Source organism: Candidatus Limnocylindria bacterium (assembly GCA_036523395.1).
In the GTDB taxonomy this organism is placed as follows: domain Bacteria; phylum Chloroflexota; class Limnocylindria; order P2-11E; family P2-11E; genus CF-39.
In genome coordinates this window covers 32,100-53,175 of record DATDEH010000060.1, presented here as the reverse complement: position 1 = coordinate 53,175, position 21,076 = coordinate 32,100, and the positions used below count along the sequence as shown (strand labels likewise).

At 68.3% G+C, this 21,076-nt stretch carries 21 protein-coding genes; 2 read left to right on the top strand and 19 right to left on the bottom strand.

The features are described from left to right. Positions 1–3: 3 nt before the first annotated feature. The 3 genes from VI056_08445 to greA are packed head-to-tail and all read right to left on the bottom strand — an operon-like array spanning position 4 to position 3,781. The gene (locus VI056_08445; GenBank protein HEY6203060.1) at positions 4–1,686 is read right to left on the bottom strand and encodes a glycoside hydrolase family 57 protein; all 1,683 of its coding nucleotides are present in this window, start codon (positions 1,684–1,686) and stop codon (positions 4–6) included. Beyond that, complete coding sequence (lysS, locus tag VI056_08440; GenBank protein HEY6203059.1) at positions 1,683–3,314, bottom strand: lysine--tRNA ligase; 1,632 nt, start codon at positions 3,312–3,314, stop codon at positions 1,683–1,685. The genes VI056_08445 and lysS overlap by 4 nt, the downstream gene beginning before the upstream one ends. Continuing rightward, positions 3,311–3,781, bottom strand: coding sequence for a transcription elongation factor GreA (gene greA / locus VI056_08435; protein HEY6203058.1), 471 nt, complete (start codon positions 3,779–3,781; stop codon positions 3,311–3,313). The genes lysS and greA overlap by 4 nt, the downstream gene beginning before the upstream one ends. 109 nt (positions 3,782–3,890) lie before the next feature. Between greA and VI056_08430 the strand changes: the two genes are divergently transcribed. Then, positions 3,891–4,730 carry an A/G-specific adenine glycosylase gene (locus VI056_08430; protein ID HEY6203057.1) on the top strand — a complete coding sequence of 280 codons (840 nt, stop codon included), beginning with the start codon at positions 3,891–3,893 and terminating at the stop codon, positions 4,728–4,730. Here VI056_08430 and VI056_08425 read toward each other — a convergent pair. The 9 genes from VI056_08425 to VI056_08385 form a co-directional block, all read right to left on the bottom strand. Continuing rightward, entirely contained in the window at positions 4,727–5,116 is a 390-nt protein-coding gene (locus VI056_08425; GenBank protein HEY6203056.1) for a DUF2255 family protein, read from the bottom strand. The two genes, VI056_08430 and VI056_08425, sit on opposite strands and share 4 nt — an antisense overlap. Further along, on the bottom strand, positions 5,116–6,378 hold the full coding sequence (locus tag VI056_08420) for a pitrilysin family protein (protein HEY6203055.1): 1,263 nt from the start codon (positions 6,376–6,378) through the stop codon (positions 5,116–5,118). Before VI056_08420 ends, VI056_08425 begins: the two co-directional genes overlap by 1 nt. Continuing rightward, a complete protein-coding gene (locus VI056_08415; protein HEY6203054.1) occupies positions 6,375–7,613 on the bottom strand; it encodes a pitrilysin family protein in 1,239 nt (412 codons plus the stop codon). Before VI056_08415 ends, VI056_08420 begins: the two co-directional genes overlap by 4 nt. A 74-nt stretch (positions 7,614–7,687) precedes the next feature. Then, the gene (locus tag VI056_08410; protein HEY6203053.1) at positions 7,688–8,143 is read right to left on the bottom strand and encodes an SRPBCC family protein; all 456 of its coding nucleotides are present in this window, start codon (positions 8,141–8,143) and stop codon (positions 7,688–7,690) included. Continuing rightward, positions 8,144–8,746, bottom strand: coding sequence for a hypothetical protein (locus VI056_08405; protein HEY6203052.1), 603 nt, complete (start codon positions 8,744–8,746; stop codon positions 8,144–8,146). Beyond that, entirely contained in the window at positions 8,743–10,848 is a 2,106-nt protein-coding gene (locus VI056_08400; GenBank protein HEY6203051.1) for a penicillin-binding transpeptidase domain-containing protein, read from the bottom strand. The genes VI056_08405 and VI056_08400 overlap by 4 nt, the downstream gene beginning before the upstream one ends. Positions 10,849–10,851: 3 nt before the next feature. Beyond that, positions 10,852–12,417, bottom strand: a complete 1,566-nt coding sequence (gene ggt / locus VI056_08395) for a gamma-glutamyltransferase (protein HEY6203050.1) — start codon at positions 12,415–12,417, stop codon at positions 10,852–10,854. Positions 12,418–12,443: 26 nt separating this feature from the next. Then, positions 12,444–12,815: a hypothetical protein gene (locus VI056_08390; protein HEY6203049.1), complete on the bottom strand. Its 372-nt coding sequence runs from the start codon at positions 12,813–12,815 to the stop codon at positions 12,444–12,446. A gap of 18 nt (positions 12,816–12,833) precedes the next feature. Beyond that, entirely contained in the window at positions 12,834–13,223 is a 390-nt protein-coding gene (locus tag VI056_08385; protein ID HEY6203048.1) for a nitroreductase/quinone reductase family protein, read from the bottom strand. A gap of 82 nt (positions 13,224–13,305) precedes the next feature. Between VI056_08385 and VI056_08380 the strand changes: the two genes are divergently transcribed. After that, positions 13,306–14,388, top strand: coding sequence for a hypothetical protein (locus VI056_08380; protein ID HEY6203047.1), 1,083 nt, complete (start codon positions 13,306–13,308; stop codon positions 14,386–14,388). A 2-nt stretch (positions 14,389–14,390) separates the two neighbouring features. Here the strand turns inward: VI056_08380 and VI056_08375 are convergent, their stop codons facing one another. Genes VI056_08375 through argC form a run of 7 tightly spaced genes read right to left on the bottom strand, consistent with a single transcriptional unit; the run spans position 14,391 to position 21,044 of the window. After that, complete coding sequence (locus VI056_08375) at positions 14,391–14,927, bottom strand: N-acetyltransferase (GenBank protein ID HEY6203046.1); 537 nt, start codon at positions 14,925–14,927, stop codon at positions 14,391–14,393. Continuing rightward, entirely contained in the window at positions 14,924–16,300 is a 1,377-nt protein-coding gene (gene argH, locus VI056_08370) for an argininosuccinate lyase (GenBank protein HEY6203045.1), read from the bottom strand. The genes VI056_08375 and argH overlap by 4 nt, the downstream gene beginning before the upstream one ends. Beyond that, complete coding sequence (locus tag VI056_08365) at positions 16,297–17,589, bottom strand: argininosuccinate synthase (GenBank protein ID HEY6203044.1); 1,293 nt, start codon at positions 17,587–17,589, stop codon at positions 16,297–16,299. The genes argH and VI056_08365 overlap by 4 nt, the downstream gene beginning before the upstream one ends. After that, positions 17,586–18,068 carry an arginine repressor gene (locus tag VI056_08360; protein HEY6203043.1) on the bottom strand — a complete coding sequence of 161 codons (483 nt, stop codon included), beginning with the start codon at positions 18,066–18,068 and terminating at the stop codon, positions 17,586–17,588. The genes VI056_08365 and VI056_08360 overlap by 4 nt, the downstream gene beginning before the upstream one ends. Then, on the bottom strand, positions 18,065–18,838 hold the full coding sequence (gene argB / locus VI056_08355) for an acetylglutamate kinase (protein HEY6203042.1): 774 nt from the start codon (positions 18,836–18,838) through the stop codon (positions 18,065–18,067). Before argB ends, VI056_08360 begins: the two co-directional genes overlap by 4 nt. Beyond that, positions 18,835–20,025 carry a bifunctional glutamate N-acetyltransferase/amino-acid acetyltransferase ArgJ gene (argJ, locus tag VI056_08350; protein HEY6203041.1) on the bottom strand — a complete coding sequence of 397 codons (1,191 nt, stop codon included), beginning with the start codon at positions 20,023–20,025 and terminating at the stop codon, positions 18,835–18,837. Before argJ ends, argB begins: the two co-directional genes overlap by 4 nt. After that, positions 20,022–21,044, bottom strand: a complete 1,023-nt coding sequence (gene argC / locus VI056_08345) for an N-acetyl-gamma-glutamyl-phosphate reductase (protein HEY6203040.1) — start codon at positions 21,042–21,044, stop codon at positions 20,022–20,024. Before argC ends, argJ begins: the two co-directional genes overlap by 4 nt. Positions 21,045–21,076 lie beyond the last annotated feature (32 nt).

Below are 21,076 nucleotides of genomic sequence, written 5' to 3'. Positions count from 1 at the left end.
GAGCTAGCCGCCGTACTGCTCGCGAGCACCCGGGAGCATCGTGCCCCCTCGGCCAACGACCGCCGCGAGGCGATTCGGATCCATGAGCGAGGTGCGGATGTCCTCCGGCGGTTCGGCGCCGGCGTACCACCACACGACCTCGAGGTTCGCGCGGAAGAGCGCGTCGAACACCGCATCTTCGGGACTCGAGTTGCGGCTCGAGTACCACCAGAACCAGTCGCTGCCCTCGGCGACCATCAGCGGCTGTCGCACGCTCTTGGGCATGTAGCGGAGCGCGCCCCACTGCTCCTGCGCGAAGCGACGCGTGCGCTCGAGCGCGCTCCACGCTTTCGCGTGCGCGGGCTCGCCGATCCACACGCCGAGCGTCGCGTCGATCCATGAGCCGGTGTGCAGGTTCGGGAGCTCGACGTTCGCGGGTGTCTTGTCGAGGAAGTCGCTGACGCGCACGGTCTCGAACCGCTCGTCGGTCTGCAGCTTCCCGTAGAGGTAGCGCAGGAAGTCGTTGCCGTTGTTCGGGTACTGCTCCCAAGCGTTCTCGCCGTCGAGGATGATCGTCGCCAGGTACGGACCGCCTGCGTCCGGCAGCCGCTCGCGGGCGCGCTCGAGCTTCCAGATCATGTCGCCGACGGCGTCGTGCGGCGACATGTCGCCGTAGAGGAAGCCGATGCGATCGGAGATCTCGCGGTCGCGGAAGATCGCGGTGCCGCCGCCCGGGATGCGGTACGGGCGGTAGAGCAGCTGTGGCTCGAGGAGTCCACCGACCTCGTCGCGCTTGAACTCGACATTCACCGAGCGCGCGAGCACGCCCTCGTCGGACGCGAACCAGTCGAGGCCCGACTTGAAGATGGCGCTCGCGGCCTCCGGCGAAACGGAACCTTCGGACGGCCACATGCCGCGCGGCTTCTTGCCGAAGGAGCGCTCGTGCGACGCGATCGCTTCCTCGATCTGGAAGGCCGCATCGTCCGGGTACTGGAACGGCGGATCGGGGATGATCGCATTCGGGTCGCCGCGCAGCGCGCTGCGGCTGTCGATGATGAGCGGCAGTATCGGGTGGTAGTACGGCGTGGTCAGGATCTCGACCTGCCCATCGTGCTCGAGCCGGTGGTACAGATGCGGCACGCCCGAGGCCATCATCCGTTGCCGTCCGATGACGTAGCGCACGTCCTCGCGCGTGTACTGCTTCCCCTTGCGGCGCAGCTCCTCGAGCCTGGCATCGCTCGCGATGTCGTCGGGATCGATCCAGGCGAGGTTGAACCACAGGGCCAGATCGACGAAGTAGTCGTCCGAAAGCAGCTCGGGGCGATCGTGCGTCGCCATGCCGAGTTGGAGGAGGCGACGGTACTCGTCGTGACGATGGATCACGTTCCCGTGGTGGATGGAGAAGAAGCGTCGCAGCATGTGCTCCTTCTCCTCCGGGGTCAGCGAGCCATCGACCGTCCGCATCGTCACGCGCGTGTCCTCGTCGTCTGCGCCCTGGGCGTAGTCCTCGAGCTGGTCGCGGAGGCTCGGCACCATGGTCAGGTGCGCCTTCACGCCGGGGAACTCCTGGAGCAGCCGCGCCATGTGGAGGTAGTCCTTCGAGGCGTGCAGGCGCACCCACGGCAGGACGAACTCGCTCGTCTGCGGATGCCGGTAGTACGGCTGGTGCATGTGCCAGATGATCGCGACGGGCAGCTTTCCGTTCATCGCGCTTTCGCCGCCTCGTCAAGACGCTTGCGCACGACGTCGTCCGGCAATGTCGTGAGCAGCCAGCCCGCCTTCGGCCCGCTGGGCTTTCCAAGGAACGCCAGATAGATGGCGCTGAAGGCGTCGCGCGACACCTTGCCATCCGCGCCGACGACGCCGACGCGTTTCGCCGTTTCGTAGAGCTCCTGCTGCAGCGCCTCGGGATCCTTGATCTTGCCGATCAGCTCCTTCACCGCGACGAGGTAGCGACGCTGCGCGTCCGACAGCGTGATCTCGGGCAGCTCGCGCAGGACACTGAAGCGCGCCTCATCCGGCGCCCACCGCTCGAGCCAGACGCGCGCCAGCGCGATGCGCTGATCGAGGTCCTTGCGTTCCGCCGCGCTCAGCGGCGCCCCTTTGCGCTCCTCGGCCTCCCTCACTGGATCCACGCTTGGGATCTGGACCCAGTCGGCGACGATGGCGAAGCGCATGCGGAAACCGGCTGGATCCGGATCTTCTGCGACCTGTGACAGCGCCCAGATCTTCGCCTGATCGCTGTCCGGCTCGTTGCGGAACGCGTCGGCGCAGCGGTCGTACTCGTCGAAGAGCTTCGACAGCGTCAGGCCGGTCGGATCGAACTCGACATGGCGTTTCGGATGCGTGCGCAACATCAGGAACCGCACGAGCTCGGGCGGATAGACCTTGACCAGGTCCGTGGCCGCCGCGCCCAACCCCTTTGAGGTGGACATCTTCTTGCCGCCGGTCGTGAAGAACTCGTGCACCAGGCCGATCGGCGGATCCTTCTTCCACACCTCGCGGTAGATCTCGTTGGCACGGTCGCGTGACCCGCCCGCGGTGAGGAGGTCCTTGCCGCCTTCCTCATAGGTCACGCCGAAGTGGTCCCACATCGCGCACCACTGGAGGTTCCAGTACAGCTTCGCGTTGCCCTTGAATGGCGAACGCCGTCCTGTGTGACCGCAGCCCTCCGCCCACTCGACGTAGTCCTTGCGGCACTCGTACGCCACGGTCTTGCCGTCGTAGTCATACGCGAAGGTCGTTCCGAGACGGCCGCAGCTCTCGCAGATCACCCCGATGGGGAGCCAGCGCTCGTCCTTCGTGACATGCGAGACCCGCTCGTAGATCTCGCGGATGACCGCCGCGTTCCGCAGGACCAGGTCGATCTGCCTATCGAGCTCGCCCTTTCCGTAGAGGTCGCGCATCCAGTGGATCTCCTCGGGCCGGATCCCCAGCGTGGCGAACGTGTCGAGGTAGGCCGAGGCGTGATAGCGCGCGAAGTCGGACGCCGCTGAAGGCTCCGGCGAGGGGATGTGCGCGAACGGCTTGCCCATGTGCTCGGCCCACGCCGCCTTCTCCTTCAGCGACTGCGAGTCCATGGGGTCGTAGTCGTCGATCGTGAAGACGTAGCGGATGCGCAGGCCGCGCTTCTTGAACGTCCGGTAGAGCGCATCGGTGATGATCGGACCGCGCAGGCCCGAGATCGGTACAGCGCCCGACGGCGTCTTGGAGTCGCGGATCACGTGCTGGCGATCGGTGGCGAGGAGGTCGGCCTCTTCGTCCGCCCAGAAGCGCGCCTGGTGACCTTGCTCCGACCCTTTGGCCGTCACGCTCGCGCTGGACCTTACGCTCAACTGACCGCCAGGATCTTCATTTCCATGGTGCCCGCGGGCACGGAGACCTTGACCGTCTCACCCGCGCGGTGACCCTGGAGCGCGCGTCCGACCGGCGACTCGTTGCTGATCTTGCCCTCTTGCGGCGACGCTTCCGCCGACCCGACGATCGTGTACTTCTCTTTGCGCCCGTCGGCCTCGACCGTGACGTGGCTGCCGACCTCGACGAGATCGTGCTTCTCGGTCTCGTCGATGATCTGAGCGTTCTTGATCATCTGCTCGAGGGTCATGATCCGGCCCTCGAGGAAGGCCTGGTCGTTCTTCGCCTGCTCGAGCTCGGAGTTCTCGGTGAAGTCGCCGAACTCCATGGCGGCATGGATGCGCTCGGCCACCTCGGTGCGCTTGGTCGTGCGCAGCTCTTCGAGCTCCGCCTGCAGCTTCCTCAGCCCATCGGCAGAGACATATACCGGCTTTTCGAGATTGTTCATTGAGCCTCCGTTACCCCGGGTGCGACTCGCGCTACCCACCGCCCTAGAAACAAAAGAACTGAAGACCTCGCGGCCCTCAGCACTCCGGGCTACCTATGCTGGCGACAGATTGTACACGGACAGGGCCGTGGCGGGGACGCTCCGACGGCGACTGCAGCGGTGGTACGACCGGAGCGCGCGGGACCTTCCGTGGCGCCGCACGCGCGATCCGTACGCCGTGCTCGTTTCTGAAGTGATGCTCCAGCAGACCCAGGTCTCGCGCGTGGTCCCCGCCTACGCGACCTTTCTCCGGCGCTTTCCCACCCTCTCCGCGCTCTCCCGCGCCACGCTCGGCGACGTCCTCCGGGCGTGGTCGGGTCTGGGGTACAACCGCCGCGCACGCGATCTCCACCGCATCGCGCGGCTGCATCCCCGCTCGCTCCCAAAGACGCGCGACGGCCTGGATGCGCTCCCGGGAGTCGGCACCTACACGGCCGGCGCGGTGAGCTGCTTCAGCCGCGGCGAAAGCGTGGCCTTCGCCGACACGAACATCCGCCGAGTGCTGGGGCGAGTGCTCCTCGGCCGGATCGCGACGGAACGCGAAGCCGTCGCGATCGACGAGCGTCTCGTTCCTCGACGACGCGCCGATCGCTGGCATCACGCGCTCATGGATCTCGGCGCGACAGTGTGTCTCGCGCGAACGCCACGCTGCGACGTCTGCCCGATCGCGGAAGGTTGCCGCTCGCGCGGACGGATCGTTCGCGCCGCGCCACGCCGGCAGGCCACCTTCGCGACGAGCGACCGGCGCGTGCGCGGGCGCATCGTCGCATTGCTGCGCGACCACGACGCGATCAGCGCGACTGCCATACAGCGCGCCGTCGACGACGTGCGCGTTCCCGATCTGCTCGCGGCGCTCGTCGACGAAGGTCTGGTCGAGCGCGAGGGTCGCGCGGTGCGACTGCCTCTTTAGGGCTTCTGCGTTCGCGCGACCGGGTCGAGACGGACGGTCGTGTCCAAGACGTTGGTGCGCAGCATCGACTGGAGCGACTGGCCGCTGCGCGCGTACTTCTTACGTAGCGCGGCGCTCACAGCCTCGATCGCCTTAGCGGAGCTGTCCTTCGTCGCGCGCACCGGGACGCGCCTCCCGCCAACCAGCACCGCGCCCTCGCCCTTCGCGAGGAGCTCGCGGTACCAGCGACCCGCGGGGCCGCGCACCGAGCGAACGTACGCAACGCCGTCGACCACCACGATCCAGATCGGGATCAGGTGCTTCGTCCCCTTCGCCGAGCGCGTCTCGATCTCGACGACGCTGGTGTCATCGAGGCTTTTCAGTACGGCGGGCGGGAAGGTCGCCATCAAACGAGCGCCTCGGGGAGCGCGGGACCAGCGACCGCGAGCGCGTAGCGATCCGGCGGCAAGAACGCGCGAGCGGTCTCGATCACCTGCTCCTTCGTGACCGCGCGGAGCTCGCGCGGATAGCGCTCGAAGTGGTCTTCGCCTAGCTCGAACATCTCAGCCTCGAGCACCATCGATGCAACGCCGGCGGGACTCTCGAGCGCGACGTCGAGCTCCCCGACGAGCTTGTCCTTCGCCAGCGCCAGGTCGTCGTCGGCGATCTGGCCGACCGTGATCTTGCGCAGCTCGTCGAGCGCGACCTCGATCGCGCGATGCACATTCTTCGGGTTGACACCCATGCGCACGATCCACGGCGATTGCCCGCAGCTCGCGCCGATGCCGCTGAACACGTAATACGCCAGGCCGAGCTGGTCGCGGATGACGTTGCCCGCGCGGCTCGCGAACGTGTCGGCCGCGTAGACCATGTTCGTGACGCGCGCGGCCGTGAAGCGCGGATCGGTACGCGGTAGGCCGGGCCAGCCGATGATCACGTCGCTCTGCGTCTTGTCCGGCACGACCTCGACACGGCGTTTGGTCGCCGCGAGCGCGACCGGAGGATAGCTGGCACTCTGTGGCTTGGCTCGTTTCGGCCAGTCCCCGAACGCTCGACCTGCGGCGTCCTTCACCGCATCCGCGGTCGTCGCGCCTGCGACGATGAGCACGGCGCCGTCCGGGGCGATCGCGCTCTTGTGATACGCGCGGATGTCTTCGGCGGTCGCCGACCGCACGACGGCCGTGTCGCCGATCGCGGGTGCATGGAACGGATGCCCCGTCGGGTACACCAGCCCCCGCCAGACGCGGTCCGAAACGGCGCGAGTGTCGCGCTCGTCCTTCTCGAGATGCGCGAGCGTCTGGCCGCGCACGAACTCGATCTCCGCATCCGCCAGCGCCGGTGTTCGCACGGCCTCCGCGATGAGTCCGAGCAGTTCGCCGAGATCGTCGCCGAGACACTGCGCGCTGAACACCGCGGCGTGCGACCCGACGTCGAGACGGGCGACCGCGCCGAGCGCGTCGAGCGCCGTTGCCCAGATCGCGCCGTCGCGCCGCTTCGTCCCGCGCAGCATCGTCTGCGCCGCCAGACGCGCGATGCCCGGTCGGCCGGCAGGCTCGAACCATTGCCCCGCCTCGACGGCGAGGAACACCGAGGTCGAGCGAAGGCCCGCGATCGGGACCGTCGCGATGCGCAGGCCGTTCGGGAGCACGCTGCGGTGGACCTTGTTCATGAGAGGTCGCCCTCGGGCACGAACCAGCCGACGCTCCGCGAGCGCTCCACGAAGAGGCCGCTCGCCGCGTCGCGGATCTGCTCGCGTGTGACCGCTGCGAGCTTGTCGTACCACTCGCTGATCGAGGTCGCGGCGCCCGTCGAGAGGAGCTGACCGCAGCGATACGCGCGCCAGGTGATCGTGTCGGTGTTGAACGCGGTCGATGCGAGCAGCTGGCGTCGCACGCGCGCGAACTCGTCCTCGGCGAGAAGATCCGAGGACAGCTTCGCGAGCTCCTCGAGCAGGACGCGCTCGACATCCGCGTGCTTGATGCCAGGACGCAGCGTGGCATCGGCGAAGAACAGGTACGGATCCTTCATCAGCTGGAACGACGCGTCGACGTCCGCCGCGAGCCCGGTCTCGACGAGTGCGCGATACAGGCGAGACGAACGGCCGGACGCGCCGTCGCTCCCGGTGGACGTGCCCGCGAGCGCCACGGCCAGCGCGGAGATCGCCGCCGCGCGCGAGTCGGTCGCGCGCGGGGCGCGGAACGCGAGCATCACGATCGGAAGGGTGCCGCCGGCGCGGTGCACGACGACGCGCCGCTCGCCGTGCTGGTCCGGCTCGGGCGCCTTCGGCGGCTCGCCGAGATCGCTGGACGGATCGAGCGGACCGAACGCCGCGGCCGCTTCCTCGATGAGACGCTCGGGTTCGTCGTCACCGGTCACGACCACATACGCGTTGTTCGGCGCGTAGAAGCGGCGGTAGTGGGCGTACAGGCCGTCGCGCGTCATGAGCTTGATCTCGTCCTTGCTCCCGATGACGCCCTGCCCATAGGTGTGGCGGCTGAACGCGATGGCCTGAAGCTCTTCGCCGAGAAGGAACGACGGATCGTTCTCGTAGCCCTCGCGCTCGCTGACGATCACCGTGCGCTCGGCCTCGGTCTCCTCGACCGAGATGAGCGCGTTGCGCATCCGATCGGACTCGAGCTCGAGCGCGGTCTTGTACCGCGCCTTCGGCACGGTCTCGAAGTAGCAGGTCACGTCCTCGCTGGTGAAGGCGTTCCACTGCGCGCCGTAGCGCGCGAGCAGGCGGTCGAGATCGCCCTTGGGATGCTTCGTCGTGCCCTTGAAGAGCATGTGCTCGAGGAAATGCGACATGCCGGTGGTCCCGGGGACCTCGTTGCGACCGCCGACGTGGTACCAGACCCACAGCGACACGACCGGTGCGTGTCGCGCTTCGAGCGCGTAGAGCACCAGCCCGTTGTCGAGGCGACGCGTCGCCGGGGCGTCAGTGATTGTCGGGATAGGTCGATTTTAGGCGGAGACGGTCATGGCGCGGATTCGGCCAGCGAGCGCAGACGCGCGGCGCGCCGTTCGAGGAACGACCTGAGATAGCGGTCGAGGTAGACGCGCTCGACGAGCGACCCGATAGGACCTAGGGGAGCGCGGTAGCGCACGAGGTCGGTCATCACGGTGGCGTCATCGGTCGTACTGAATTCGTGCCGGTGCCAGAAGATCTTGAACGGCCCGGCGACCTGCTCGTCCTCGAACGAACGCGGTGGATCGAATTGTGTGATCTTCGATGTCAATCTCTGGCGCACCCCGCGGTGCGTGGCTTCCCAGGTGACAACATCGCCCGGTCCGAGGAGATCGGACGCGACGTCCGAGACCACACGCTCGCCGGTCTGCTCCGTCGATGACAGATGTGCCGACACGCTCCGCGCGAGATCGAAGCACCGACCCGCCGGCGCGCGGATGGTGGTCTTGACCTCGACGACGCCCAGCTAGCCCCTGCCGCGCTCGAGCAGGACGACCATGAGCACCGCTGGCAGCGCCACCTGTTCGAGGCGCGACGGTAGTGGCGAGTCCTGCTCAAGGGTGAATCTGCGCTCGATCAACGACGGCCGCTTGCGCAAACGCAGACACGTCGTGCCGTCGGCGCCGTCGATGAGGTACGTCGGGTTGATCCACTGCTGGATCACGAAGCCGATGAGCGGGATCTCGCCGATGAGTCCATCGATGACCTTCACCCAGGCGTTCTGCTCGTGGAGGAGACCGATGGCATTCCCGGTCTCGTCGAGGATGTCGTACGTCGCCTTCCAGAACGTGCGCATCCCACGTTGCTTCACCGCACCGAGTGATCTTCCGTCGGCGCTGGTGATCGCGTAGGTCGCGCCGATGTCGATGATCTTGTTCGCCTTGATGTGGTAGACGGGCTGCGTCTGCTCCTCGTTGGCAAAGATCGTGACGTCTTCCCGAAGCCGGAACGCTCGCTGTTTGACGTAGCTCACGAGCCGGCCGGTCGCATCGACGACACGGATGTACGAGCTGATGGTCAGGAACTTGAATGTGAGCGTGAGCGGGTACGTGACCCTTACCTCATTCATTTCACACCGAACTTCGCGCCCACGACGGAACGCGCCGCGGCGCCCGCGACCTGCGACGCGAAGTTGCCCGGCGTCTCGTGGAACTCCTCGAACACGGCCGCGAACGCGATCGATGGCTGTTCAAAGGACGCGAAGCCGATGAACCAGCCGTCAGGGTCGGTAGGGGTCTGGGCCGTGCCGCTCTTGCCGGCGACCGAGACCGGGAAGCCGCGGAACGGGAAGTAGACGGTGCCGTCGGTGTCGGCGACGACGGAGCGCATCCCGTCACGGATCTGCGTGAGGTCGGTGGGAATGCTTGCGGCGTGCCCGAGCTCCGCGCGTTCGAACTTCTTCTGTGGCGTGCCGGCGCGGTCGCGGAACTCCAGCACCAGACGCGGCTTCCACACGATCCCGTCATTCGCGAGCGCCGCGGCGTAGTTCGCCATCTGCAGTGGCGTCGCGAGCAGGAAGCCCTGCCCGATCGCCAGGTTCGTGGCGTCACCTGGGTTCCACACCTTGTCCGCCGGGTTCGCGAAGTACTGCGACTTCCAAGCGGGGCTCGGCACGATCCCCTCGGCCTCGAGCACGTAGTCGATGTCCGTTGCCTTCCCGAGACCGAAGCTCTTCGCGGCGCTCGGAAGCAGATCGGCGTTGCGGTCGTTCAGGCGCTTGCCGAGCTCGTAGAAGAACGTGTTGCAGGACCGCGCAAGCGCGGTGCGGAGATCGATGAGCCCGAGGTTCCCGGTCTCGTGGTTCAGCTGCGCCCACTGCTCCCCGTAGCCGGTCCAGCGCGCCGGGCAGTCGATGCGATCACCAGCTTTGTAGAGGCCCTCTTTCATCGCTGCCGCTGCCGTGATCGGCTTGAAGGACGAGCCGGTCGGGTACTGACCGAACGTCGCGCGGTTGAAGAGCGGCTTGCGCGCGTCGGCCGAGAAGCGCGCGATGTTGAGCCCGTCGCCGTTCGCGAACGCGTTCAGATCGAACGTCGGCCGGCTCGCGATCGCGAGGATCTCGCCGGTCCATGGATCCTCCGCGACGAGAGCGCCCTTGCGGTCCCCGAGCGCGTTCTCGGCCGCGAGCTGGAGCGCGGGGTCGAGCGAGAGCACGACGTCCATCCCGGGGATCGGCACGCTCTCGCCCAGCACTTCGGCGACATCACCGTTCGGCTCGATGATCGTCAGCCGCCAGCCGTACGTTCCACCGAGCACCTCGTCGAGCGTGTCCTCGAGACCGCTGTTGGCCTTTCCGATCAGATCGCCCGCCTGCACGCCGCGGGCGGCGCGCTTCTGAGCCTCCACATCGCTCGCCTCTGCGAGATACCCCAACGTCTGCGACGCGAGCCCCGTCGGGTAGCTGCGGACGCGGGTCGCCTGCAGCTGCACGCCCTCGATCACGCCTAGCGCGGGACGCGCAGCGGTCAGCGAAGCGCCGGCAAGATTCCGGATCGGAACGTACGTGTCGGGCCGCACCCACGACTGGTGGAGCTTCGCCTTGATCTCATCGGGCCGCAGCCCGAGGATCGGCGCGAGGCTCGTTGCGAGCCCATCCTCGGAGCGCACCTGTCCGGGAACGACCCCAACGGTCGCGCCGTCGATGAAGGTCGCGAGCTCCGTGCCCTCGCGCGCGATGATCCGGCCACGCGACGTCCCGATGCGCATCATGCGCACGAGGCGCCCCGCCGACAGCTTCGGCAGGATCGCCTCGGGAGTCCACGCGATCCGCCAGGCGGCCTTGTCCTTCTCTCCGACCAGCACGAGCGAGAGCGTCGTGCTTCGCTTGAAGTCTCCGACCCGCGTGGTGTGGAACGTCACGTCGAGCGTGACCGTCGCGCGGCGCGGATCGGGCGATCCGTTTGGCAGCTTCTCCCGTGTCGATGGTCCGGTCGTCGCCTCGAGCGACCGCAGCGTCATCTCCTGCGCGATGAGCGGCAGCCGGTCGACGAATCCCGCCGTTCCGACACGCGCGCGCGACTCGTCGGTGAGGAGATCCCACATCTCCTGGTAGTGGCCCTTCGTCCAGGCGTCGGCGTACGCCTTCGCGACCGGATCGGGAGATGGCGGCAGCGCCTCGCACGCCGAGGCCACCACGAGCGCCGCGTAGAGGAGCGCAACAAGGGAACGCAACGGCTAGTAGCCGGCCGCGTTGCCCTCGCGGCGAGGATCCGCGCCACCACTGAATACGCCGTTCTCGTCGATCGCGATGGCCTGCGCGCCGCCGGTCACCTCGGCCCAGTCGCCGACGAGCGCGATCTCGTGACCCTTCGCCGCGAGCCCCTTGCGCGTTTGCTCCGTGAAACGGTTCTCGACCTTGAGTGCGCGGCCGGACTCGTGATACCAGCGCGGCTCTTCGATCGCGCGCTGGACATCCATTTCGTGGTCGATGAGCGCGACCGCGAGCTGGAAGTTCGTCTGCACCTGAGCGTGCCGGCCCGGCGTGCCGAACACCAAGCGCGGCGTGACACCGCCGAGCGCGATGACCGTGTTCAGGGTGTGGATCGGCCGCTTGCCGGGAGCGAGCACGTTCGGCGATGCGGCGTCGAGCGAGAAGCCGGTCAGCCGGTCATTCAGCAGGATGCCTGTGCCCGGGACCATCGACGCCGACCCGAACTCGCTGAAGACGCTCTCGATGAGCGAGACCGCGTTGCCATCGCGATCGACGATCGCCATGTACGTCGTGTCCGTCGCGAGCACGGCAAGCGCACCCGCCTCGGCGCGCTCGCTCGCTTTGGCCGGTATCGCGCGGAGACGGCTCGCCACGAACGGTCCGTCAAGGAGCCGATCGGCCGCGAAACCCATGTGCTTCGGGTCGCCCGCGTAGGCATCGCGGTCGGCGAACGCCATCTTCTTGATCTCGACCATCTGATGGACGAGGTCGGCGCTTCCCCACGGGAACTCCTTCATGTCGAGGCCTTCGGCGATCGCGAGCTCTTCCAGGAGGATGTGACCCTGCGACACGGGCGGCTGTCCGAAGATGCGCAGGCCACGGTACGTGACGGCGATCGGCTCGGGTCGATCCGTCGCGTGCGACGCGAGGTCGTCGAGCGTGATGTGACCGCCCATCGTCGCGAGTCCCTTGGCGAAACGCTCGCCAAGATCGCCGCCGTAGAACGCGGCCGTCCCGTGCGTCACGACCTCGCGCAGCGTCTGCGCGAGTTCGGTCTGCTGCAGGATCTCGCCGGCGCGCGGGAAACGACCGACCGGACCGAAGACGCGCGCGCACTCCTCATCGAGACGCGCGCCGCTGTCGACGAATCCCTCCGCGAGGCCGTCGCTCACCGGGAATCCTTCCTCCGCGTACTGGATGGCGGGCGCGAGCACGCGCTCGAGACCGAGGCGGCCGTGGTCGGCCATCAGGTCGGAGAACGCAGCGAGCACGCCGGGCACCGTGGCGACGCGCGGCCCACCCTTTGGGAAGCCGTCGGGGAACGATTCGCGGTCGAGCGACTTCGCTGCCGCTCCCGACCCGTTGTACGCCTGCACCTCTCGAGTGCGGGCGTCGTAGACCAGCGCGAAGAGGTCGCCGCCGATCCCGGTGCGATGCGGCTGGGTCACAGCGCACACAGCCGCGGCCGCGACCGCGGCGTCGACGGCGCTGCCACCATCACGAAGGACGGCGATGCCGGCGGCCGTGGCGAGATGGTTGTCGGTCGCCACCAGCCCGTTCACCGAACGGATCGTCGGTCGCGTGGTCACCGGAAGATGCTATTCGCTCGTGTCCCTCAGACGAGCAGACCGACGAGCACGCGTGCGACGACAGCCGCACCTGATGCGATGAGCACGCCGAGACCCAGCGAACCATTCGGTCGCGGGACGAGCGGCATCAGCGCGAGAGCCAGCGCCACGAGCGGCCAGTTCGGGCTGCCGTTCGTCAGCAGGGCACCGAAGAGGACGTAACCGATGGCGATCCAGGCGATAACCGCCGCGCCGTCCGTGAACACAACGAGCGCGCAGACCGCGGCCGCGACGACCGAGCCCCACAGCACGAGGTCCGGGATACCGATCCCGAACGTCCCGCCGCTCTCGCTGAACGTGAACGCACCCATGATGAGCGCGTCGATGCCGGCCACCAGAGCCTTCGCGCGTTGGGACATCGGCGAAGGCTAGCTGCCTCAGGGTCTACGCGTGACTCGTACCACCGGGATCTCTCGATCTGTGTCCCGTTCATATTTGCCATAACCAGGCGCGAGCGCGACGATGCGCTTCCACGCGCGGTCGCGTTCTGGTCCGTGCAGCGAGTCGGCGTTGACCGCGAAGCGACGGCCGTCGACTTCGATCGCCGCTCCCTCGGGACGGCGCGCGAGGTTCACGTACCACGCCGGATGTGAGGCCGCGCCGGCGTTCGATGCCACGATGAGTCGCGAATCACTGACGCCCTCTTCGCGCCGGTGGTCGTCAGCAGTAGAAGCGGCCTGCCCTGGATGCGCATGCGCCGGCCGAACAGCCGGAACATACCGGAATCCCGTGCCGCGCGCCCCCTTTGGTGTCAGCAGTACGGGCATGATCAACACGCTAACGCCAAGGCAGGCGCGGCTCATTCCCCTTGGCGGAACGTCGTCCGGGCGTAGGTTGTACCTCACTGCTGTGAGCGACACCCAGATCATCGAGCTGGACGAGCCCGAGCCGGTTGCGAACCGGGGACCGTGGCGCGCAGGATCGCTCAGCCTCGTCCTCGCGCCCGTGGTCGTCATTGGAGTTGTCGTTTCCTTGGTCGTGCCGCGACTGGCGGACAAGGCCACGACGACGCCGCAGGCAACGGCGACGCCGCGGGCTACGGCGCAGTTCATCGTGACCGCCCCGTACGTGGTCGCGCCCGTCGGCGGTGTATCCGCGGAAAGCGGAGATGCCGAAATCCTCCAGACACAGAGCTGGACGACGCTCGGCCCGAGCTACCCCGCACGCGGGGACGTCGCAGAAACGACGCTGTATGGAGCCGCCTACGTCATCGGCGGGACCGGGACGGCGGACGATGGACTGCACGTCTACCGCTACGACCTGAGCACCGGCCTACGGACGTCGGCGCCCGACCTGCCGATCTCGCTCGATCACGCGATGGCCGCGACGGTCGATGACCGCGTCTACGTTTTCGGTGGATACGTGTTCGGCCGACCGACCAATCGCGTCTTCAGCCTAAGCGCGAACGACGCGCGCTGGATCGAACATACGCCGATGCCGGCGGCGCGCGCGGCCGGCGGCATCGCCGTAATCGACGAGCGTGCGTACATCGTCGGAGGCGTCGGGCAGGACGGAAACTGGGTCAAAGAGGTCTGGGTGTACGACCACGGCAAGCTCATCACCGGTCTTGCAGCGATGCCAACTCCGCGCGACCACCTCGCCGTCGGAACCTATCGAGGAAGCGTCTGCGCGGCTGGCGGGAACGGGGGCGAGCGCGCCTTCGAGTGCTACGACCCGGTGCGCAACGAGTGGACGCGGCTGCCGGACCTGCGTAAGCCGGTCGTCGGCGGGCGCGCGGCGGAGGCCGCGGGATGGTTCTGGGTCGTCGCGCCCGACATACACATCTTCACGCTCGACCACTGGCACTTCGGTCCACGGCTGCGGTCGCCGCGCGGCGGTGGGGCACTCGTCACGATCGCCGACGTGCTCTACGTCGTGGAAGGCGAGACGGGCCGGGCCGCGACGATGGAGATGCTGAAGCCGCAGCCCTGACGCTAGCGGGCCGGCTCCTGCCCGAGAAAGATTCGTGTGTAGCCCCACGGCTCGCCAGGGCGGAGCGGCTCGGGCTTGGTGCCGTCAAGATCCATCAGCATCGCCTGCTCGTCGCACGCGAAACGCTTCGGACACACGGGGCACTCCGCGGCGCTCTTCTCCGGAAGCCGGCCGAGGCTGATGAGCGTGAAACCGCAGCGCTCGAAGAACTCCGGCACGAGCGTGAGCGCGAACACACGGCGCAGGCCGAGCGTCCTCGCCCGCTCGACGCAGCCATCGACGAGCGCCTTCCCCACTCCGCGACGTGACGTTTCCGGCTTCACCGCAAGCGATCGGATCTCGGCAAGATCACGCGTGAGCACGGCGAGCGCGCAGCATCCGGCGAAGCCGGCGTCGTCAGCGACGATGTAATCGCCGAGGTGCTCGAGGAGGAACTCGGGCGATCGCGACAGCATCAGGTCCTGCGCCGCGTATCCGTCGATCAGCCTTCGCATCGCGTCGACATCGTCGGTGCGCGCCGGCCTGATCTGCGGGCTCATGCGAGGAGCGCGGTGCGGGCTTCCTCGATCGCCGCTCGCACGCGCTCGGGCGCGGTTCCGCCGGGCGACGACCGCGATGCGAGCGAGCGCGACACGTCGACCTCGTCGACCGCGCTCTCGCCGAAACGCGGATCGACGGCGCGCAGCTCGCCGAGCGTGACGTCGGCCAGGTCCTTCTTTTGCGCGAGTCGTTCGCGCACGAGGCGACCGACGATCTCGTGCGCCTCGCGGAATGGCACACCGCGGCGCGCGAGGTGGTCGGCGAGATCCGTCGCTGTCAGCATTCCGCGCTCGGTCGCGCGGCGCATCGCCTCGCGGTCGAAGCGCACGCCGCCCACGACGAGCGCAAGCGTCTCGAGGGCCGGGATCACCGCGGCCGCGTCGTACAGGGGAACGCGCTGCTCCTGCAGGTCGCCGTCGTACGCGAGAGGCAGTCCCTTGAGCGTGGTGAGCACCGCGACGAGGTCGCCGATGATGCGACCCGCACGGCCGCGCACGAGCTCCGCGACGTCCGGGTTCTTCTTCTGCGGCATGATGCTCGACCCGGTCGCGTGCCGATCCGAGAACTCGGCGAAGCCGAACTCGGCGGTGGTCCACAGGACGAGCTCCTCGGCGAAGCGTGATGCGTGCACGGCAACAAGCGCGCACACGTACGTGAAGTCGGCGACGAAGTCGCGGTCCGCCACGGCATCGATGCTGTTGCGGAACGTCCGCGCGAGACCCATCTCGCGCGCGACCGCCTGCGGATCGATCGCGTAGGGCACCCCGGCCAGCGCGCCGGCACCGAGGGGCGACGTCGCCGCACGCTCGCGAGCCTCGCTCACCCGCATCCGGTCGCGTCGTAGCGCTTCGACATGTGCGAGCAGGTGATGCGCGAGCGACACCGGCTGCGCGCGTTGCAGGTGTGTGTAGCCGGGCATCACGGTGTCCGACTCGTCCGACGCCCGCTCGACCAGGACCCGCGCGAACGACACCAGTGCGGCATCGAGACCATCGAGAAGCTCGACGACGAGCAGACGAAGGTCCAGCGCGATCTGATCGTTGCGACTCCGGCCGGTGTGGAGCTTCCCGCCGACGGCTCCCGCGCGCTCCGTCAACACGCGCTCGACCGCGGAGTGCACGTCCTCAGCGTCGGCCGGCCACGCGAACGTGCCATTCTTGAGCTCCCCTGCGATGCGCTCCAGCTCCCGCACGAGCGTGGCCGCCTCGTCCTTTGAGATCACGTTCTGGCGGCCGAGCATCCGTGCGTGCGCGATGCTGCCACGCACGTCGTGCGACGCGAGACGCTTATCGAGCTCGAGCGACGCGGTGAAGTCGCGCACCTTCGGATCGAGCGCGCCCTCGAAGCGTCCCTTCCACAGGTCTTTGCTCACCTGGTCTTCTTCTTCGCCTGCGGGGCTTCGAGCGCCTTCTTCGGCACATCGAGCATCGCCTCGCTCCCCTCACCCCAGAGCGACTGGATCCGCGCCTGCGTGCGGAGCGGCAGACCGAAGACGGTGATGAAGCCCTCGGACGCCTTGTGGTCGAACTGGTCGCCCTTGCCATACGTCGCGAGCGCTGTCGAATAGAGGGAGTGCGGTGAGCGGCGGCCGGCGATCGTCGCCGCCCCGCGATGGAGGCGCACGCGGATCTCGCCACTCACGAAGCGCTGCGTGCTGCGTACGTACGCCGCGAGGTCTTGATGATGTGCCGTGAACCACAGGCCGTTGTAGACGAGGTCGGCGTACTCCTGCGCGACCTGCGCCTTGAAGCGCAGCGTCTCTTTGGTCAGCACCATGTCCTCGAGCGCGCGGTGCGCAAGATGGAGGATGACGGCCGCCGGCGCCTCGTAGATCTCACGCGACTTGATGCCCACGAGCCGGTTCTCGATCTGGTCGATGCGGCCCACCCCGTACTTGCCACCGAGCTTGTTCAAACGCTCGACGAGCTCGATGCCCAGGGTCTCGTCGCCGTCGAGGCTGATCGGCAGCCCCTCGCGGAATCCGATCACGATCTCGCGCGGCTTCGCGGGCGCCTCGTCGGCATCGACGGTCCACTGGAACACGTCGCGCGGCGGCGCGCCCCACGGATCTTCGAGAACTCCGGCCTCGATCGAGCGACCCCACAGGTTCTCATCGACGCTATACGGGCTCTGCTTGGTTGCCTCAACAGGAATGCCGCGCTCGCGCGCGTATTCGATCTCCTCGTCGCGTGTCATGTTCATACCGCCTCGCATCGGCGCGATCACCTTGAGGTCCGGGGCAAGCGCTCCGACGGCGAGGTCGAAGCGCACCTGGTCGTTCCCCTTGCCGGTGCACCCGTGCGCGACGAAGCGAGCGTTCTCCTCACGCGCCGCGTCGACGAGCAGCTTCGCCAGCAGCGGCCGACCCAGTGCGGTCGCAAGCGGATAGCGTTCCTCATACAGCGCGCCGGCCTGCAGCGCCGGCCACACGAAGAAGCGCACGAAGATGTCGCGCGCGTCCTGCACGATCGCCTTGCGCGCGCCGCTCGCGATCGCCTTCTTCTGGATCTGCTCGAGGTCGCGGACCGAGCCGAGGTCGCCGGTGCACGTCACGACCTCGAAGCCGTGCGTCTCGCGCAGCCACGCCACCGCGACGCTCGTGTCGAGGCCGCCTGAGTACGCGAGGACGCAGGTCTCCCCCCTGTGCTCCGGCGCGGTCATGACTTCTCCCTTCGGGCGATGCCGAACGCGGTGAGACGCGTGAGCAGGGAACGCGCATGCCGCTCGGTCGAGGTCGCGACGAAGACGGTGTCGTCGCCAGCGAGCGTACCGAGGATCTCGGTGAGCCCCGACGCGTCGAGCGCCGCGCCGAGCGCGTTCGCTGTGCCCGGCGAGGAGCGCAGGACGACCATGTTCGCCGCGACCGCCGCCTCGACCGGATAGTCCTCGCTGAAACGGCGCAGGCGATCCGTGCCGCCCTGGCTCACGACGGAGGGCGGCGCGTAGATGTGTGCCCCATCGCGCGCGACCTTCACCAGGCCGAGCTCGACGATGTCGCGCGACACCGTTGCCTGCGTCGACGGGAACCCTGCGTTCTTGAGCGCGCGCACGAGCTCTTCCTGCGTCGATAGGCGCCCCTGACGGACCAGGCGCACCAGTGCCTGCTGCCGGTGATGCTTGCGCGTGAGCGCCTCTCTCATGCCGCGGCCTCGAAGACGGTGCCAACCTGCTCGCCGGTGAGCAGTCGCTCGATCGCGTCGGCGCCGCGCGCTGCGACGATCGCGCACCGGCACCCGGCGCTCGCGGCGATCAGGCAGGCCTCGACCTTGGGCACCATGCCGCCCTCGATCGTGCCGTCGTCGACGAGCGCCTTCGCGCGCGCGGCATCGAGCGACGTGATGACCTTGCCATCCTTCGAGCGCACACCCGGGACGTCGGTCACGAACACCAGCAGCCGCGCGCCCAGGCTCGCGGCGAGCGCGCCAGCCACGCCGTCACCGTTCACGTTGAGGATCTCGCCGTCCTTCTTATCCAGCGCCGCGGGCGCCACGACCGGCACACGTCCCGCCGCGAGCAACTCTTCGAGCAGCGCGCTGTCGACGAGGCTCACCCGGCCGACGAGACCAAGCTCCGCGTCCTCGCGCTCCGCGCGCAGCATTCCGCCGTCGATCCCCGACAGTCCGACCGCGGGCACCTCGCGCGCGATCAGCGCCGCCACGACGCGCGAGTTGGCGAGTCCGGCCATGGTGGCCAGAGCGACGTCGCGTGTCGCGGCGTCGGTGACGCGCAGCCCGCGGACGAAACGAGTCTCCAGACCGAGCCGTCCCGACCATTCCGTCGCGAGCGGACCACCACCGTGCACGACGACGAGCGAATGACCCGCGTCGTTGAGCGCCGCCACGACATCGAGGGCCGCGGCCTCATCACCCATGATCGAGCCACCGATCTTGAGCACCAGGACGTCGCTCACGTCATGTACTCGGCGTTGATGCGCACGTATTCCGCCGACAGGTCGCAGCCCCACGCCACGGCCTGACCTTCGCCGAGACCGAGCGTCACCTCGATCTCGATCGCGTCTGCCGCGAACAATGCACGCACGTCGGCATCGGCGACGACGAGCGGCGCGCCACTCCGATAGACGAAGAGATCGCCGATGCGCACGCTCGCCTTGCGGTCGTCCACTCGCGCGCCGGAGCGGCCCGCGGCAGCCAGTATCCGACCCCAGTTGGGGTCGCCGCCGTGGATTGCGGTGCGCACGAGGTTCGAGTTGGTGATCGTCCGAGCCGCGAGGCGCGCGTCGGCTGCTGAAGCGGCTCCGCGAACGCGGACCTCGAACACCTTCGTGGCGCCCTCGCCGTCGGCGACGATCATTCGCGCGAGATCCGCACATACGGTGCGAACGCCCTCCTCGAACGTCGCGAGGTCCGCGCCCCTCGGCGTGACGCCTGAGGCGCCGTTCGCCAGGACGAGCAAGGTGTCGTTGGTGCTCGTGTCCCCATCGACCGAGATCGCGTTGAACGTCGTGTCCGCTGCGCGCGAGACGATGCGCCGCAGGTCGCTGGCCTCGACGACCGCATCCGTCGTGATGAACGCGAGAAGCGTGGCCATGTTCGGATGGATCATCCCCGCGCCCTTCGCGACCCCACCGATGCGCACCGTGCCCGCCGTGAGATTCAGCTCGCGCTCGGTCACCTTGGGGCGCGTGTCCGTCGTCATCATCGCGCGCGAGGTGTCATCCCAGCCGACCTCAGTGAGCTCGATGCCCGGAAGCACCGCAGCGATCCGCTCGACCGGCAGCTTGAAGCCGATCACGCCGGTGCTCGCGACCGCGATCTCGTACGGGGAGCAGCCCACGACGGCCGCCGCGGCTTCCGCCATCGCGATCGCATCGCGCTCGCCCTGCTCCCCCGTGCACGCGTTCGCGTTGCCTGAGTTCACGACGATGGCGCGCAGTGGCCCACGCTCGACGTGGCGGCGAGTCACGACGCAGGGGGCGGCGATGACCTGGTTCGTGGTGAAGACCGCCGCTGCGACGCACGGCCGCTCCGACACGATGAGCGCCACGTCCAGGCGCTCCGGCCGTCCGTGCTTCACGCCCGCTTTCGCCGCTCCGGCGCGGAAGCCGTGCGCGAATGTGACGCCGCGACCGTCGGTCATGGCCAGAGCGGCAGCGCGTCGAGACCCATCGTCTCGGGAAAACCGCGCATCGCGTTCAGGTTCTGGATCGCCGATCCGGCGGCGCCCTTCACGAGGTTGTCGAGCGCGCCGAACGCGACGAGACGCCGGTTCGGCGCGTCCACGACGGCGTGCACCAGACACCAGTTGCTCCCGAGCGTTGCCTTCGTCGCCGGGTACGAGCTCGTGACGCGTACGAATGGCTCCTCCGCGTACGCCGTCGCATACGCGTCGGCGACGCGTGCCGCGTCGACGCCGTCACGCAGGGTCGCGTAGCAGGTGGCGATGAGGCCACGCGTCATCGGGATGAGGTGCGGCGTGAAGGTGAGGCGCGGCGCCCGTCCCGACATTCCGCGCACCTCTTGCGCGATCTCGGGTGTGTGCCGATGCTTCGGCACGCCGTACGGCCGCACGCTCTCGTCGATCGTTCCGAAGAGATAGGCATCGTCGACGTTGTGGCCGGCTCCGGACACGCCCGACTTCGCATCGACGACGAGGTCGTCCTCGACGAGATCCGCCTTGAGAGCCGGAAGCAGCGCCAGGAGCGTTGCGGTGGGATAGCAGCCGGGATTCGCGACGACGCGCGCAGCGCGGAGGCGGCTGCGGGTCAGCTCCGTGAGTCCGTAGACCGCTTCCTTCAGCAGCTCCGGCGCGGGATGCGTGTACGAGTACCAGCGCTCGTAGTCCTTGGGATCGCGGAGCCGGAAGTCGCTACCGATGTCGATGACCGCGCGGCCTTCCGCCAGCCACGCCGGCGCGAGCTTCGCAGCCTCTCCCGCCGGCAGCGCTGTGAAGACGACCTCGGCGTCGCCGGGATCGCCACCGACGACCAGCGACGACGGCGCGGCGTGGAGGTGCGGCTGGACGTCACGCAGCGCCTCGCCCTGGCGGCCGCGGGCGACGGCGGCGACGAGCCGCGCCTCGGGGTGGCGCAGCAGCAACCGCGCCAGCTCCCCACCCGCGTAGCCCGTCGCCCCGACGATCGCGACCTTCACCGGCATCGCCGCATATTATGCGGTCGGCCGCATATTTA

Bases quoted from the DNA above. Each gene is read 5' to 3' on its own strand.
- VI056_08445 (HEY6203060.1), bottom strand. From the start codon at position 1,686: ATGAACGGAAAGCTGCCCGTCGCGATCATCTGGCACATGCACCAGCCG.
- greA (HEY6203058.1), bottom strand. From the start codon at position 3,781: ATGAACAATCTCGAAAAGCCGGTATATGTCTCTGCCGATGGGCTGAGG.
- VI056_08425 (HEY6203056.1), bottom strand. From the start codon at position 5,116: ATGGCGACCTTCCCGCCCGCCGTACTGAAAAGCCTCGATGACACCAGC.
- VI056_08420 (HEY6203055.1), bottom strand. From the start codon at position 6,378: ATGAACAAGGTCCACCGCAGCGTGCTCCCGAACGGCCTGCGCATCGCG.
- VI056_08405 (HEY6203052.1), bottom strand. From the start codon at position 8,746: ATGAATGAGGTAAGGGTCACGTACCCGCTCACGCTCACATTCAAGTTC.
- VI056_08390 (HEY6203049.1), bottom strand. From the start codon at position 12,815: ATGTCCCAACGCGCGAAGGCTCTGGTGGCCGGCATCGACGCGCTCATC.
- VI056_08385 (HEY6203048.1), bottom strand. From the start codon at position 13,223: ATGCCCGTACTGCTGACACCAAAGGGGGCGCGCGGCACGGGATTCCGG.
- VI056_08375 (HEY6203046.1), bottom strand. From the start codon at position 14,927: ATGAGCCCGCAGATCAGGCCGGCGCGCACCGACGATGTCGACGCGATG.
- VI056_08365 (HEY6203044.1), bottom strand. From the start codon at position 17,589: ATGACCGCGCCGGAGCACAGGGGGGAGACCTGCGTCCTCGCGTACTCA.
- VI056_08360 (HEY6203043.1), bottom strand. From the start codon at position 18,068: ATGAGAGAGGCGCTCACGCGCAAGCATCACCGGCAGCAGGCACTGGTG.
- argJ (HEY6203041.1), bottom strand. From the start codon at position 20,025: ATGACCGACGGTCGCGGCGTCACATTCGCGCACGGCTTCCGCGCCGGA.
- argC (HEY6203040.1), bottom strand. From the start codon at position 21,044: ATGCCGGTGAAGGTCGCGATCGTCGGGGCGACGGGCTACGCGGGTGGG.